Genomic DNA, 14,971 nt, shown 5'->3' with positions numbered 1-14,971 from the left:
GGGTCCGGTCAGGCCCCGCAGTTGGTGCCGAGCCAGGTGGCCGACCTGTCCCCGGCGGCCCCCGACACATCGACGCACACACCCTGCGCCTGCACGTAGACCGGCCCGGCGGTGCCGGTGCCCGTCCGCCACTGCGCGCCGCCCGCGCCGTCGGAGCGCCGGAGGCCGACGTCCGCGTAGCCGTTGTTACTGATCGTCACCGCGCAGTTGTACCCGGTCTGGTGGTCGTAGTAGAGGTAGACGCTGCCCTGCCCGTTCGGAAGGGGCTTGGGCCAACCGTCGGCGTCCCTGGTGTACTCCAGACCGCCGCCCGGCTTGGACGCGTTGCACAGCGCCATGGGGTCGGCCCCCTGGGCGGCGGTGGCCGAGGACATCACCAGGACCGCGGCGGCCACGACCGCCGCGCCCGCCCAGGTCCTGCGGGCCCGCTTCCGGCGGAGGGTCATCTGAACTCCTGTTCGCACCTGGACTGGCTGCTGGTACTGGACTCGGCTGCGGTCCCGTCCGCCCCCACGGCGACCACGGTGAAGGAGTAGCAGCGTCCCGTCCCCCCGCGCCCGAGGGTGTGGGAGAGCTGCCCGCCCCCGGCGGAGGACCCGGTCACCGTCACGGCCCCGAGCCCCCCGTCGCCGCGCGGCGTGATCGTGTACTCGGCCGCGCCGTCGACCTGGGCCCAGGTCACGGTCACGTTGTCTCCGGAGACCGTGTGCGAGACGCCGGACGGGGCGCCCAGCTGCACCTCGGGCATCGTGAGCGGGGCGCTGTCGGTCGACCCCCCGCTCACCATGCCCTCCGTGCGGGCGGTGACCGTGAACGTGTAGGTCTCACCGGGCGAGAGGCCCGCGACGTCCACGGACGTCTGGCCCGAGGTGCGGTCGCTGGGGTTCTCGCCGGATGCGGCCCTGGTGGCGACCAGGTAGTCGTTGGCGCCCTCGACCGCGCTCCAGGAGACGGTGGCCGTGCCGCTGCCCGACGCCGTGGCCGTCACGTCGGCCGGGGCGTCCGGGACCTGCGGGCCCGGCACGATCTCGGAGGTCTGGGCGGCCGGGCCGGTGCCGTGGGAGTTCACCGCGCGGACCATGAACCGGTAGGTGGTTCCGTTGGTGAGGCCGGTCACCTCGGCGTCCAGCTCGTCCCCGCCGACGGTGACCCTGCCGTCCTCCCAGGTGATCCGGTACTCGTCCACGGGTGCGTCCGGGGAGTAGGCCTCGGGCCAGCTCAGGAACGCGGAGCCGTCCCCGGCGGTGACGGACACGGGCGTGGGCGCGCCGGGCGCCTCCCCGGCGTCGGGTTCCCCGTCCGGAGCGGGGTCCGGCTCGTCCGTCCCCGCGGGGGCGGGCTCCGACTCCGGCGCGGACGGCTCCTCGGAGGCCGGGGTCCCGGGGCCCGGGTCGGGGGCGGCGCCTCCGGTCTCCGGCTGCTCTCCCACGTTCCCGCCCGGCAAGGGCTGCGGTGCGGGGGCCCCGCCGTCCGCGTCGCCCGGACCGGGCGGCGGATCGGCCTTGTCGACGACGGTCGCCCCGCCGTCCGGGTCGACGATCGCGGCCACCCCGGTGTGGGGGGAGTTGATGTACAGGCGCCCCTCCCGTACCTCCAGCTCCAGGGGGCCCTCGGCCCCGGGCAGGGAGACGGGGTTGAGCTCGGCGCCCTGCGCGTCGAACACGCGGACCGTCCCCTCCTCGGGGAACGGCACGTAGACGCGGCCCTCGTAGGCGGTCGCCGTGCCCCCGCCGTCGCCCGCCGGGAAGTGCCCGATCCCGGCGGATCCGGCCGGGTCGGAGACGGTGAGGACCTCGCCGGTCCCGGGGAGCGTCACGGCGACGACGTCGCCGTGGGTGCGGACGGGCATCTCGGCACCCTCCAGCTCCACGGGGACGTCCGTGGCCACGGGGTCGCCGTCGCCGCGCACGGCCACCACCCGCCCTCCCCCGGGGTCGGTCACGAGGGCGCCGTCGTCGAGGACGGTCATGGCGATCTCGGTCCCGGGCTCCGCCACCGCCAGCGTCTCCGTGATGGCGGCGTCCTCGCCCTGGATCCGCACGCCGACGGCCGTGCCCTGCGTGGGCACGCCGAGCCAGAGGGTGTCGGAGTCGTCGAACGCACCGCCGGTCAGGGGCGCCGGGACGTTGAGGGTGGCCCCGGTGGGCTGGAGGGTGGCCGGATCGACGGCCTTGACCTCGCCCGTGGCGCGGTCGATCACCGCTGCGGTCTCCTCCCCCAGGACGAGTCCGAAGTCGCCCCCGCTCCCGAGCTCCAGCACGCCGGAGTACCCCATGCGCCGGAGGTCGACCGAGGTCACCTTGCCGCTGGCGGGGTCGTAGAGCAGGAGGTACTCGTCGTTCTGGACGACCTGGACGTCCACGCCTGCGGCCTCGGGCAGGGACGCCACGAGGTCGACCGCGGCGTTGTTCCCGTTGACCCGCACGGCCTCGCCGACGGGGCTCGTCCACAGCCAGACTGTGCCGTCGGACATCTCGTCGGCGCGACCGACTGCCCCGGTCCCGAGGACGGAGCTGACGACGGCCGCCGCCAGGAGCGTGACGGTGATCCCGGAGGCGTGGGAGCGGGTGCGCTCGCCGGCCGCCCGCGCCCAGCGCCGCAGGAGGGCGGGGCGGGGAGCCGGCGGCGCCGGGTCGGAGGAGGGGTCCACCATGCTTGGCTCCCGTTTGCGAGTGGCTCACCATCCCGTCGGCCGGCGGGGGCCGGAGCGTCGACGGGGGGTTCGGCGCGGATCAGGGGCCGGGGAGAGGATGAAGGCACAGAATGTCTACCAGGGCGCCGATAGCAGAGTCAATGTCGTTACTGTGCTGTTCTGTACGGTCACCGGTGCCGGAGCCCCTCCCGGGCGCGCGCCCCCGGGACGCGCTCCTGCGGGCGGCCTCCGGGGCGGCGGGCGGCCTCCTGCCGCACGCGCCCCTCCCCTCCGGCCGGTGCGCCCGGCCCGGTCAGCCCCCGTCGCCGGGGGACCCGGACGGGTCGCCGCCCCGCTCCGGGTCGCCCGCCGGCGCCTCCGAGGGGCCCTCCTCCGGCGGGGGGCCGTACACGAAGCGCTGCCGGTCGTGGACGAGGATCGCGTACCCGTCCTCGGTGACCGCCTCCACGTACGCCGACAGGTCGTCGCCCACCACGTCCATGGTGACGGCGTCGAGCACCAGCTGCTCGTCCGCGCCGGTGCTGCCCCGGGAGTCGCCGTAGACGAGGCCGTCGAAGGCGAAGGCGGGGGAGATCGATCCGGCCTCCTCCTCCAGCCCCCAGAGGACCTCTCCCCCGGCGAGGTCGACGGCGACCGTCGTGGCCTCCCCGCTCGCCTGGGGCAGCAGGAGGACGCCGGTGGAGGCGTCGTACAGGTTGCCGACGGTTCCGGCCGGGTCGAACGCGCCCGCGGTGGGGTTGGCGCCCGGCTCCTCCAGGGTCCACAGCAGGTCCCCGGTGGCGGGGTCGTGGGCGGAGAGCGTGGAGGGGGCCTCGGGCTGGGCCCAGCGCAGGAGCACGACCGCCTCGTCCGCGCCGTCCTCGTCCGCGCCGTCCTCGTCCGCACCGTCCTCCTCCCCGGCTTCCCCGTCCGCGGGGTCGGCCCCGCCGCCCTCCTCCTGGCCGGGCAGCGGGTAGACGCCCATCACCTGCGGTGAAAGGACGGGCCCGGAGGCGTCCAGGCCGGCGTCCTCCCCGTCGACCGTCCACAGCTCCTCGCCCGCCGTGTCGGCGGCCACGGAGCGCGCCTGGAGCGAGGGGCCGCCGGACGCGAGCACCACCATGTCGCCGCGGGCGGCCACGGGCACGCCCAGCACGGGTTCCCCCGCGCCACCGTCCCCGTCGGCGCCGTCCCCGCCCTCGACGGACTCCTCGGGCTCCTCGGACTCCTCGGACTCCTCCGGTTCGGCGAACTCGTACGACCACAGCTCGCCGCCGTCGGCGTCGAGCAGCGTGAACTCCCCGTGGGGCTCCTCCGCGCTCCACCCCTCCGGGCGCCGCACCGCCAGCCCGTCGAGGTAGGCGTCGCCCTCCTCCTGCGGCTCCCACACCGGTTCGCCGCGGGAGTCCAGGACGAACGGGACCCCGTCGGCGTCCGCCATCGACAGGACCCGGGCGCCGTCGGCGGCGGAGTCGAAGCCGCGGAAGCGCGCCTCGCCCTCCCACAGGGTGTCGCCGGTCGCGGCGTCGTGCAGGAGGTGGCGGTCCTCGCCGCCGGAGCTGATGAGGAAGGACTCGCCGACCGGGCTGATCCGCACGCCGAGGGGGTCGTCGAGGATGTCGTGGGCCTGCGCGGAGTCGCCGTGCAGGTACCGCAGGACCTCGCCCTCGACCCCTGGCGGTGCCTCACCCGCGAACGAGGTCGGGAGCGGGGCGGGCTCCGCATCGGGGGAGGGCGCGGAAGGTTCCGGGTCGCCGGTGCAGCCGGCCGCCAGCAGCGCCGCGAGGCCGCAGGTGAGGGCCTGGGGCACCCGTGAGCTGCGCATGGACGGTTTCTCCCCGGGAACGACGACGTATACGGCAAATCCTAAGCTGCCCCGTCGTCCGCCGATACACGTGGACCGCCACTGTTACAGCCACGTGAACGTGGCGTCCGGCGGGATCAGGGCTCGACCTCGACGACGGTGGCGCCTCTCACCTCGAACTCGGCCCGGCCCCCGGTCATCTCGGCCAGGCGGAGCCCGAAGCCGTCCAGGTCGGACTCGGGGAGGGCCACCTCGATGCGGACCCGGTCCTCGTAGGCGACCCCGCGCACGGTCAGCGACGAGTCGCGCAGGTCGCTCTCCAGCCGTCCGCCGAGCACGTAGTCGGCGAACACGTCCACGAGGAGGAGGCGCCGGCGTTCCAGGACCCCCACCCGGTCCACCGCGGCGGACACGGCGCCGCCGTAGGCCCGGATGAGCCCCCCGGCGCCGAGCTTGGTCCCGCCGAAGTAGCGGGTGACCACGGCCACTGTGTCGGTGAGCCCGCGGTGGCGGAGCACCTCCAGCATGGGCACGCCCGCGGTGCCCGCGGGTTCGCCGTCGTCGCTGGAGCGCTGCACGCCGCCGTCCTCGCCGAGCACGTACGCGGTGCAGTTGTGGGAGGCGTTCCAGTGCTCCTTGCGCCGCTCGGCGATGAAGGCGCGGGCGGCGTCCTCGCCGTCCGCCCTGGCCAGGGCGCAGACGAACCGGGACCTCTTGATCTCCAGCTCGTGCTCGCCGCCGCGTCTGATCGTTCGCATGTCGCCTGTTCGGCAGGGGTCGTGGTCTGCGACCAGTGTCCCATCCCGCCGCGGCCCCGCCCGCCCGGAGGGCGGGGGGCCGCGGCGGAGGCCGGGGGCCGGCCGCGCCGGACCCCGGCGACCCCGTCAGGAGCCGAAGACCCACATGACGGTCGTGTACATGCTCAGCATGATCATGACCAGTGCGACGACGTTGAGCAGGACGCCCGCCTTCACCATCTGGCCGATCCGGATGTGGCCGGTGCCGAACACGATGGCGTTGGGCGGTGTGGCCACCGGCAGCATGAACGCCATGGACGCGGCGAGGGCGGCCGGGACGACCAGGGTCATGATGGGCAGCCCCAGTCCCAGCGCGACGCCGGCCATCACGGGGATGAAGATGGAGGCGGTGGCGGTGTTGCTCGTGAGTTCGGTGAGCAGCAGCACGATGGCGGCCACGATCAGCACGAACACCCAGCCGGGCACGTCACCGAGGTCCGCGACCAGGTCGCCGATCCACAGGCTCAGGCCGCTGGAGCCGAACTGGCCCGAGAGGCTGAGCCCGCCCCCGAACAGCAGCAGCACGCCCCAGGGCAGCTTGCTCGCCTGGTCCCAGTCGACGGCGCGGACCCCGCGGGCCCCGTCCACGGGCACGATGAACAGCACGATGGCGGCGGCGATGGCGATCCCGCCGTCGGTGACGGAGGCGAGCCACGGCAGCGCGGCGCTCACCGCCGCGCTGTCCGCGAGGAACGGCACCGTGACCCAGGCGACGGCGGTGACGACGAACACGGCCAGCACGGTCCACTCGCCGCGCGACATGGGCCCCATCTCGCGCAGCTCCCGGCGGATGTGCTCCCTGGCCTCGCCCATGTCCCCGGCGGCCGGCGGGTAGACGACCTTGGTGAGCAGGAGCCAGCAGACGACGAGGAAGACGGCGGCGAGCGGCGCTCCGACCAGCATCCACTGGCCGAAGCCGATGTGGATGTCGTGCTCCTGCGCCAGGTACCCGGCCATCAGGGCGTTGGGCGGGGTCCCGATCAGGGTGGCCACCGAGCCGATGGACGAGGCGTAGGCGATGCCGAGCATGAGCGCGGTGGCGAAGTTCGGGTCGGCCTTGCCGCCGCGCAGCTGGGCGACCAGGCCGATGACCGCGAGGCCGATGGGCAGCATCATCATGGCGGTCGCGGTGTTGGAGACCCACATGGTGATGAAGCCGGTGGCGAGCATGAACCCGCCGATGATGGTGACGGGTCCGCTGCCGACGGCGGCCACGATCGCCAGGGCCACGCGCCGGTGCAGGTTCCAGCGCTGCATGGCCAGGGCGATGATGAACCCGCCCATGAACAGGAAGATGATCTCGTTGGCGTAGGGGGCGGTGACGTCCCCGATCGGGACGCCGTCCAGGAGCACCGGGAAGAGTGCGAGGGGGAGGAGGGCCGTGGCGGGGAGGGGCAGCGCCTCGGTCATCCACCAGACGGCCATGACGACGGCCACGGCGGCGACGATCGCGGCGTTGGAGGAGACCTCGCCCTCGGGGACCATGACGCCGTCGCCCCCGTCGACGGGAAGGGCGATGCCGGGCATGGCGAGGTAGGCGGCGAAGCCGAGGACGGGGCCCATGAGGAGGCCGACGACCTTGCGGACGACGGTGCGCCGGCTGTCGGTCGTGTTCTCGTCGACGGTGGGGGATTCTGGCGACGTCCGGGGGGACGCGCCGGTTTCACTGCTCACAAATCAGTCCTCCGATAATGGCTCTCATTGTGACGACAGTCTCATACTGTCCATTTCGGGACAAACAAACCCGACTCCGACCTGCACCGGCGCACGCCGGGCGCGGGCCGGGGTGCGCCCCGATCCGCGGCGCACCGCCCGCGCGGGACACCCGGTGCGCCGGGTCGCCCACCCCGGGTGGGCGCTCCTGGTTCCGCGGCGGCCTCCCGGCGGTACGATCCCCACTGTCAGGGGACCGGAAGGCGTCTCGACCTGGTGCGCGAGAACAGCCCCTCCCCCGCGGCCCTCACACCCAGGACGGCCTTCCCGCCTCCGACGCATCACGTTCCGCACAGCTGGTCATACCTTTGTCACCTTGGGTAATGTTGCGGACGACCGTCGAGAACACACCGGGAGTTCCGTCATGCGCACGTCACCGCTCACCATCGGCCTGGCCCTGACCGCGATCCTCGCCACCGGGTGTGCGCAGGAGGAGTCCGGGACCAACGGCGGATCGGCCGCCTCGGAGCCGCCCGTCGCCCAGCCGACCGCCTCCCCCAGCGTGACCGCGTCCATCTTCATGCTGCCGGCAGAGGGGGTGGGGGCCGTCACCTACGACGAGACCGCCGTGCCCGAGGGGGCGACCTCCGACGTGCAGGTCCGCGTCCAGGACGGCCAGACGCACGTGCAGTTCACGGGCACCAGCCTGGAGGCCGACCGCGAGTTCGGCGCCCACGTGCACACCCGGCCCTGCGGCGAGCGGCCCGAGGACGCGGGTCCGCACTACCAGAACGAGCCCGACCCGGCGGCGACCGAGGACGAGCCCTCCTCCGACCCCGCCTACGCCAACCCCGAGAACGAGGTCTGGCTCGACTTCACCACCGACGAGGGCGGCAGCGCCCAGTCCACCGCCACCGTCGACTGGGAGTTCCGCGACGGGGAGGCCCGGTCCCTGGTCCTGCACGAGCAGCACACCATGACCGGGCACGGCGAGGCGGGCACCGCCGGGGACCGCCTCGCCTGCGTCACCGTCGAGTTCTGACCCGCGGGACGCGGGCCGGCCGTCAGTCCGGGAGCAGACGGCGCAGCAGGAGCCGCTCCCCCAGGGCCCACGTCGTGGAGGTCAGCAGGTAGAGGACCGCGGCGAGCGGCACGAACGCGGCGATCACGACGGTCGTGTACTGCATGTAGGTGAGCGGGCCGGTGATCTGCGGCATCCCGGGGTCGGCCGCCGCGTTCGCCCGCATCACGGGAAGCATCAGGTAGCGGCGGTTCGCCCACGCCACGAGCGCGATGAGACCGACCAGGACCGCGAACACCGGGGCCACCATGAGCCCGTCGGCGCTCGACGCCATCGTCGCGCCCAGCCCGACGCCGCCGAACGTGTGCGCCAGCATCGGGTCCTCCGTTCCCCCCGCCCCGATGAACACCCCGTAGAGGGCGATGACCACGGGCATCTGGGCGAGGGCGGGCAGGCAGCCCGCGAACGGCGAGGTGCCCTCCTCGCCGTACACCCTGCGCTGCTCGGCGACGAGCTTCTCGGGGTCGTTCCGGTGCTTGGCGGTGATCTCCGCCAGGCGCGGGGCGATCCGCGCCCGCGTCTTCTCCGCGCGGACCTGCATCACCCCCAGCGGGACGAGCAGGAGGCGGACGACGACGGTCAGCGCCACCACCGCGAGCCCGGTGGCCAGGCCCCCGGTGAGCGGGGTGAGCAGGGTGGTGAACGTGGCGAGGATCGCCGAGAGCAGGGTCATGCCGGCCGCGATCGGCCCGAAGCTGTACAAGGTGGGTCGGCCCTTCGTCTGGGGTGGAAGACAGACGTCAGGCCGCTCGGACCGCGCCCGGGGGCGCGGGCACACGCGTGGAACGGTTGTCGTACGGGTGTGCCGTGACGGTCAGCGAGCGGCCGGAAGGGCCGCGCCGGGAGCCCTGGGACGGGGCCGTCCGGCCGCGTCGGGGTCCCGGAAGGTGAGCACGGGAAGGCGTGCCGACCTGCGGCGCATCGCGTGCGCGGCGCCCGTGGCGGTGTCGCCGACGGGCCACAGCGCGGTGCCGTGGAGGACGAACAGGGCGATGGCCGCGCCGACGGCGGCGACCAGCAGCGCCAGGGAGCCGGGCGCGGGCAGGAGCTCGGAGGGCACGAAGCCGACCATGAGGAACTCGAAGAACGCGAGCACGAGCCCCATACCGGCCTCCTTCCCCGTTTTCTCCGCACATGCCGGTCGGGACGCATCCTATCCGCGGCGGTACGGTCCGACAACGCCCCGGACCGGGCCCGAGAAATCCGCCGACACTCCGCCGGGGCTCCTCACCTTTCGCGGGGCCCTGTAGCTAAATGACACGGAGTAACCATCTCCGCACTCGCCAGGCGCCGTCGTGCCCGTGCGAACCCGGTCGAAAAGGGGAGTCCCGTGCCGATCCGCCCTGCGAACCTCGCCACCATGTCCGCCACCATCGCCGGAGCGATCGCCGGGCTGTCGAGCAGGGACGACCAGGCGCCCCCGGTCAGAGTCACCTTCGAGTCGGGCTACCAGCAGACCGTGGAGAACGGCGGGTGCCGCACCCTCAAGACGGGGCAGGGCGGCGTCACCGAGGTCTCGACCGAGGCGAAGGTCAAGTTCGCGCTGTTCTCGGGGACGAGCTGCCAGGGGAGCCGCGCCCTGGCCTCGGGCCACGGCACGGTCACCTTCGGCGACCCGGTCCTGGCCGGGGCGATCGTCATCGGCTGAGGACGCCGCGCCGGCGGCCGGCCGCCCCCGGCGGGAGGGTCCGCGTGCGGCCGGCCGCCTCTCACAGGGCGGGTGACGGGGGCCGCCCCGGAAGGGGGCGTCGCGGGGCCCGCGAAGGGCCCCGCTACCCCTGGCCCGCCTCCCGCCCCCCGTCGTCGGGCACCCAGCGCAGGACGTCGCCGGGCTGGCACTCCAGCGTGCGGCAGATCGCGTCGAGGGTGGTGAACCGCACCGCCTTGGCACGGCCGTTCTTCAGCACGGCGATGTTGGCCGGCGTGATCCCGACGGCCTCGGCGAACTCCCCGACCGACATGCCGCGCCGGACGAGCAGGAGGTCCAGGTCGACGACGATCGCCATCAGACCACCGCGGAGAGCTCGGTCCGCAGGTCCGTCGCCTTGCGCAGGAGGCCGCGCATGAGGACGAGCACCATCGAGAACACGGTGCCCGCGCACGTGGTCACGAACGCCGCGCCCAGGGCGGCGAACAGGTCCATGCCGTCGTCCGGCGAGGGGATCTCGGCCACGAACAGGTGCACGGTCACCCCCGCCGTGAGCAGCGTCGCCACCACGGTGGCCCCGATGACGACGTCCACCCGGACGAAGGCCCTCCCGTCGAAGATCGCGTCGCGCTCGACCATGCCCAGGAGGGTCCACACCGCGATGAGCGCGACCTGGACGCAGGCGACCCCGAGGATCGCCACCGTCACGTAGGGCACCTGGAGCGGTGCGTAGGGCGGGAAGTACGCGACCTCGTCGGCCGCCGCCCCGGGGATGACCACGAACTGTCCGAAGAGTCCGAGCAGGAGGACCATGGCGATCGCGGCGCGGAGGAGGAAGGTGAGATACCTGTGCATGTATCGATAATCGATTGTTTTCTATCGCAAGTCAATACCTTCCTGCCATCTCGAAGGTCCGGGACCGGAGGCGCAGCCGCACCGCCCGCGCCCGGACGGCCGGACCCGGGCCGGCCTTCGCCGCCCGCCCTGCGGGAGAGGACCCGGCGACCGCTCCCGGAGACCGGCGCGAGCGCCGAGCCCGCCGAAGGCACCCGCGGACCGCGTCCTAGTCCCCCGGGGCCTCCACGGCGCGTCCGCGGATCCCCGCGAGGCCCTCGGGCAGGGTGTCCAGCGTGTCCCCGTGGGAGCGCAGGACCGCCCCTGCGACCGCGTGGCCGAGCCGCAGCCGCCGTTCGGCGGACAGCCCGTCGATCAGCCCGGACAGGAACCCGGCGGCGAAGGCGTCACCCGCGCCGACCGCCTCCACCACCTCGACCTCCGGGGACGGCTCGAAGACCGCTCCCGTGCCCTCGAAACACGTCGCGCCGTGCTCCGCGTCCTTGACCACCAGCGTCCCGACCTCGGGCATCACCGCGCGCACGTCCTCGGCGGTCGGTGTGCCCCAGAGCCGCTCGGCCTCGTCCCGGCCCACGAACACCACGTCCGCGCGCCGGGCGAGGTCGAGGAGCACGGGCGCGGCCACCCTCGCGGGCCACAGCGCGGGCCGGTGGTTGACGTCGAAGGACCTCAGCGCCCCGTCGCCCGCCCGCCGGTCCAGCAGGCGCTCGACCAGGGCCGAGGCGCGGGCGGACAGGGCCGGGGTGATGCCCGACAGGTGCACGGTCCGCGCGCCCCGCGACCACACCCGGTCGGCGTCGGCGGCCGAGAGCGCGGACGCCGCCGACCCCGAGCGGTAGTAGAGGACCCCGGCGCCGCCGGGAGCCGTGTCCTTGACGTACAGGCCGGTGGGGAGCACGGGGTCCACGACGACCCCGCGCACGTCCACGCCCCACTGGGCCACGGCGTCGGTGACGATCCTGCCGAAGGGGTCGTCGCCGACCCTGCTCACCCAGGCGGACGCGTGCCCGAGCCTCGCCAGGGCGACGGCCACGTTGGACTCGGCGCCCCCGGTGCCGACACGGAGCAGGGTCCCGGCCGCGAGCGCCTCGGGCGAGGTGAGCACCGCCATGGTCTCGCCGACGCAGACCGCGTCGACCCCGCCCGCCACCGCTCCCGGCGCCCCTTCCGTCCCGTCCGCCTCCCGCGCGGTGTGCTCGCTCACCCCCGGTTCCTCCGGACGGACCTTCCGGGCAGGCGGTCGGTGCGGCGCCCGTCCCTGACGGTGAACTCCCCGGAGACCAGGACGTGGTGGATGCCCACCGGCGACCGCCGGGGCTCCTCGTAGGTGGCGAGGGCGTCCACGGTGTCGGGGTCGAACACGACCAGGTCGGCGACGGCCCCGGCCCGGATGACGCCCCGGTCGCTCAGCCCGAGTCTTCGGGCGGGCCTGGAGGTCAGGTGGTGGACGCACTCCTCCAGGGTGAGGACGCCGAGATCGCGCGCGTAGTGGCCGAGGTACCGGGGGAACGTGCCCCAGCCGCGCGGGTGCGGCTTGGCGCCGACGAGGATGCCGTCGCTCCCCCCGGTGTGGGAGCTGTGACGCATGATGGTGCGGATGTTCTCCTCGTTGCCGACCTGGAGGAGGCAGCCGCTGCGCAGCCCGTCGGCGACGAGCAGGTCCATGTAGAGGTCGCCGGGCTGCTCCCCGCGCTCCTTGGCGAGGTCGGCGACGGACGACCCGACCGCCCACGACAGGGCGGGGTCCGCGACGCCGGTGACGACGATGGCCTCCCAGTCCATGGGGACGCCGTGGTTGCCGTCGGTCCCGTCGACCTCGATCTCGCGCAGGACGCGCGCGCGGGTCGGCGCGTCGCGCAGCCGGTCGAGGGTGGCGGCGGTGCCGCCGGTCTGTGCCCAGCTGGGCAGCGGGGCGCCGAGGTAGGTGGCGCTCGCGCGGTAGGGGTAGCTGTCCAGGGTGACGTCGAGCCCGTGGCGGACCGTGGCCTCGTCGATGGCGTCGAGGACCTCGGGGGCCCGGCCCCGGTTCTGCGGGAAGTTGACGTGGCAGTGCGCGAGGTGGAGGGCCACCTGGGCGCGGCGGGCCACGTCGAGGCACTCCCGGTAGGACTCCACAACCCTGGAGCCGTAGTTGCGGTGGTGGGGGCAGTAGTAGCCGCCCGCCGCCCTGACCGGGGCGAGCAGGGCGACGATCTCGTCGTCCGTGGCGTACATGCCGGGGGTGTAGGTGAGTCCGCTGGAGAGGCCGTGCGCGCCGTCCTCCATGCCGCGGGCGACGATCGAGCGCATGCGGTCGAGTTCGTCCGGGGTGGGCGGGCGGTCCTCCCCTCCGAGCACGGCCATGCGGACGTTGCCCTGGGGGACGAGGTAGGCGGCGTTGACGGGGGCCCCGGCGTCGACGCGGTCGAGGAACTCGCCGACGGTGCGCCAGGAGTGGTCGAGGTCGGGGGCGCCGTTCCATCCGGCGAGCTGGGCGCGGAGCTCGTCGGCGGTGTCGTCGGTGACGGGTGCGTAGCCGAGGCCGTCCTGGCCCAGGACCTCCAGCGTGACGCCCTGGAGCGTCTTGGCCTCGTGCGCGGGGTCGGCGAGGACGGCCAGGTCGGAGTGGGAGTGCATGTCGATGAACCCGGGGGCGACGGCGAGCCCGGTCACGTCCACGGCGGTCCCCCGGCCGCGGGCCCCGCCGGGCGGGGCGACGCGGGTGATGCGCCCGCCGCGCAGGACGAGGTCGGCCTGCCTGGACGGCCCTCCGGTGCCGTCGATGACCCGTCCGCCGGTGAGTACGGTCTCAGGCTGCACTGTTCCTCCGTTCGGGGGCCCGGCCCTCCGGTCCGGCGTGCCGCCGGGCGGTGACCGGTGTGACCCAAGATACGCTGCCCCGAGGGCAATTGGTAACTTTGTTGCCAATAATTCTGCCGACGACCGCCTGCGATTCTGTACGAGCACCGGCGCGCGCACGCGCCACCCGACCAGAGGAGTTCCCCGATGTCCAAGAAGGCGATCCGTACCGACAAGGCCCCCGCTCCCGCCGGCGCGTACAGCCAGGGGGTCGTGGCGGGCGGGTTCCTGTACACGGCGGGCTTCGGCCCCCAGGACCCCGAGACCGGCCGGGTGGCGCCGACCGTGGGCGAGCAGACCGCCCAGGTCCTGGCCAACGTCTCCGCGGTCCTCGCCGAGCAGGGGCTGACCCTGGACGACGTCGTCAAGGCGACCGTCCACCTGGAGAACCTCAAGGCGGACTTCCCCGAGTTCAACGCCGTCTACGAGGAGCACTTCTCCGCCCCCTACCCCGTGCGCACGACCGTGGGCTCCGACCTGGCGAACATCCTCGTCGAGATCGACGTCGTCGCCAAGCTCCGCGACTGACCCGTCCCGCCGGGTCGCGCCGCCCCGCCCGGGGGCGCGACCCGGCGGCGGGCGGAGAACCCCGCGACCGGCCCCGCACCCCTGGGCCGGGGGCCGGCGCGGGCGGCGCGGGCGGCGGAGGCCGACCGTGTCGAAGCGCACGGCCGGCCGCCGCCCGCGGGGCCGCGCCGCGGTGCGGCCCCGGAGCCTGTCAGGGCTCCCGGCGGGCCCGGAACACCAGGTCGTGGGTCGTGTAGGTCACGCCTTCGAGGGTCTGCTCCCCGCGGCGGGCCTCGTCGACCAGCACGGTCCACCCGCTCTCCGGCAGGGCCGCGGCCAGCTCGTCGCCGGTGTAGAACATCTCCTCGATGGGCGGGCGCGGGACACCGTCCTCCAGGTCGCGCGGGTGGTGCGCGACGATCAGGAGCTCTCCCCCCGGCACGACGGACGCGGCCAGACCCTCGACGAGACGGGAGCGCGCCTCCGGGGGCAGGTGCATGTACTGCGCCGACACCAGGTCGAACGCGTCGGCGGGCGGTGTCCACGCGGTGATGTCGGCCTGGCGCCAGGTGATCCTCCCGGCGACGTCCGGACCGTGCTCCGCCGCGTGGGCGGCGGCCCGCTCCAGCGCCACCTCCGAGATGTCGACCGCGGTCACCTCCCACCCGCGTCCGGCCAGCCAGGCGGCGTCCGCGCCCTCGCCGCTGCCGACGTCCAGCGCCCTTCCGGCCGCCAGCCCCTCCGCCTCCGCCACCAGGTGGCGGTTGGGGTTGCCGCTCCAGAGCGCGGGGGCCGCGGCGTACCGCTCGTCCCAGTCCTGCGCCGTCACCGGCACACTGGGCGCCCCCGTTCCGGTACCGTGCCCGTGCCCGTGCCCGTGCCCGTGCCCGTGCCCCGTGTGTTCGTGGTTCATGTCGACCACCTCCGCCCCCACTCTTCACGTGCGGGACGCCGAATCCGAAATCCTTTGCCGGAACGGCAAAGCGCGTGTCGGCGTCCACGCGGAAAAGGCACGGTCCCGAAAAACGCCGTTCCCGGGAAAACGGGAACGGCGCGGAGAAGGGCGGGCGCTTCCGGGCACGGGAACCGGATCCGCGGACGTGCTTTCGGCCACAGGGGAGGGCCCGGGGACGGACGGCCGGGGTGGGCCCCGACG

15 protein-coding genes are annotated in these 14,971 nt (G+C 74.2%); 3 read left to right on the top strand and 12 right to left on the bottom strand.

Translation table 11 applies throughout. From position 1 onward, the window contains the following. Positions 1 to 8: 8 nt before the first annotated feature. The 5 genes from OUQ99_RS01855 to OUQ99_RS01835 all read right to left on the bottom strand — a co-directional run bounded on the left by OUQ99_RS01855 (position 9) and on the right by OUQ99_RS01835 (position 6,907). Entirely contained in the window at positions 9 to 446 is a 438-nt protein-coding gene (locus OUQ99_RS01855) for a spore-associated protein (RefSeq protein ID WP_267947676.1), read from the bottom strand. Continuing rightward, a complete protein-coding gene (locus OUQ99_RS01850) occupies positions 443 to 2,653 on the bottom strand; it encodes a fibronectin type III domain-containing protein (protein WP_267947675.1) in 2,211 nt (736 codons plus the stop codon). The genes OUQ99_RS01855 and OUQ99_RS01850 overlap by 4 nt, the downstream gene beginning before the upstream one ends. A 292-nt stretch (positions 2,654 to 2,945) precedes the next feature. Further along, the gene (locus tag OUQ99_RS01845; protein ID WP_267947674.1) at positions 2,946 to 4,457 is read right to left on the bottom strand and encodes a PQQ-binding-like beta-propeller repeat protein; all 1,512 of its coding nucleotides are present in this window, start codon (positions 4,455 to 4,457) and stop codon (positions 2,946 to 2,948) included. A 116-nt stretch (positions 4,458 to 4,573) separates the two neighbouring features. Beyond that, entirely contained in the window at positions 4,574 to 5,194 is a 621-nt protein-coding gene (locus OUQ99_RS01840; RefSeq protein ID WP_267947673.1) for a YigZ family protein, read from the bottom strand. 126 nt (positions 5,195 to 5,320) lie between these two features. Next, a complete protein-coding gene (locus OUQ99_RS01835) occupies positions 5,321 to 6,907 on the bottom strand; it encodes an SLC13 family permease (protein WP_267947672.1) in 1,587 nt (528 codons plus the stop codon). A gap of 403 nt (positions 6,908 to 7,310) precedes the next feature. Between OUQ99_RS01835 and OUQ99_RS01830 the strand changes: the two genes are divergently transcribed. After that, positions 7,311 to 7,928: a superoxide dismutase family protein gene (locus OUQ99_RS01830; protein ID WP_267947671.1), complete on the top strand. Its 618-nt coding sequence runs from the start codon at positions 7,311 to 7,313 to the stop codon at positions 7,926 to 7,928. A 22-nt stretch (positions 7,929 to 7,950) separates the two neighbouring features. Here the strand turns inward: OUQ99_RS01830 and OUQ99_RS01825 are convergent, their stop codons facing one another. Both OUQ99_RS01825 and OUQ99_RS01820 read right to left on the bottom strand, forming a co-directional pair. After that, positions 7,951 to 8,670, bottom strand: a complete 720-nt coding sequence (locus OUQ99_RS01825; protein ID WP_267947670.1) for a YidC/Oxa1 family membrane protein insertase — start codon at positions 8,668 to 8,670, stop codon at positions 7,951 to 7,953. A 111-nt stretch (positions 8,671 to 8,781) separates the two neighbouring features. After that, complete coding sequence (locus tag OUQ99_RS01820; protein ID WP_267947669.1) at positions 8,782 to 9,072, bottom strand: DUF6412 domain-containing protein; 291 nt, start codon at positions 9,070 to 9,072, stop codon at positions 8,782 to 8,784. Positions 9,073 to 9,297: 225 nt separating this feature from the next. Here OUQ99_RS01820 and OUQ99_RS01815 point away from each other — a divergent pair, with 225 nt between their 5' ends. Further along, complete coding sequence (locus OUQ99_RS01815) at positions 9,298 to 9,615, top strand: hypothetical protein (protein ID WP_267947668.1); 318 nt, start codon at positions 9,298 to 9,300, stop codon at positions 9,613 to 9,615. Positions 9,616 to 9,739: 124 nt separating this feature from the next. On the opposite strand, the gene OUQ99_RS01810 is transcribed toward OUQ99_RS01815, so the two are convergent. The 4 genes from OUQ99_RS01810 to OUQ99_RS01795 form a co-directional block, all read right to left on the bottom strand. Next, complete coding sequence (locus tag OUQ99_RS01810) at positions 9,740 to 9,973, bottom strand: helix-turn-helix domain-containing protein (RefSeq protein ID WP_267947667.1); 234 nt, start codon at positions 9,971 to 9,973, stop codon at positions 9,740 to 9,742. Then, entirely contained in the window at positions 9,973 to 10,470 is a 498-nt protein-coding gene (locus OUQ99_RS01805) for a DUF2975 domain-containing protein (RefSeq protein WP_267947666.1), read from the bottom strand. The genes OUQ99_RS01810 and OUQ99_RS01805 overlap by 1 nt, the downstream gene beginning before the upstream one ends. A 208-nt stretch (positions 10,471 to 10,678) precedes the next feature. Continuing rightward, positions 10,679 to 11,620: a sugar kinase gene (locus OUQ99_RS01800; RefSeq protein WP_267950218.1), complete on the bottom strand. Its 942-nt coding sequence runs from the start codon at positions 11,618 to 11,620 to the stop codon at positions 10,679 to 10,681. Between the two features lie 50 nt (positions 11,621 to 11,670). Continuing rightward, positions 11,671 to 13,269 carry an N-acyl-D-amino-acid deacylase family protein gene (locus OUQ99_RS01795; RefSeq protein WP_267947665.1) on the bottom strand — a complete coding sequence of 533 codons (1,599 nt, stop codon included), beginning with the start codon at positions 13,267 to 13,269 and terminating at the stop codon, positions 11,671 to 11,673. A 186-nt stretch (positions 13,270 to 13,455) separates the two neighbouring features. Here OUQ99_RS01795 and OUQ99_RS01790 point away from each other — a divergent pair, with 186 nt between their 5' ends. Next, entirely contained in the window at positions 13,456 to 13,836 is a 381-nt protein-coding gene (locus tag OUQ99_RS01790; protein ID WP_267947664.1) for a RidA family protein, read from the top strand. Positions 13,837 to 14,026: 190 nt separating this feature from the next. On the opposite strand, the gene OUQ99_RS01785 is transcribed toward OUQ99_RS01790, so the two are convergent. After that, positions 14,027 to 14,728, bottom strand: a complete 702-nt coding sequence (locus OUQ99_RS01785) for a class I SAM-dependent methyltransferase (protein ID WP_267947663.1) — start codon at positions 14,726 to 14,728, stop codon at positions 14,027 to 14,029. Positions 14,729 to 14,971 lie beyond the last annotated feature (243 nt).

This window comes from Streptomonospora nanhaiensis, assembly GCF_026642255.1.
Lineage (GTDB): Bacteria > Actinomycetota > Actinomycetes > Streptosporangiales > Streptosporangiaceae > Nocardiopsis > Nocardiopsis tropica.
The sequence above is the reverse complement of the archived record's forward strand: the minus strand, read 5'-3'. Positions and strand labels throughout refer to the sequence as shown.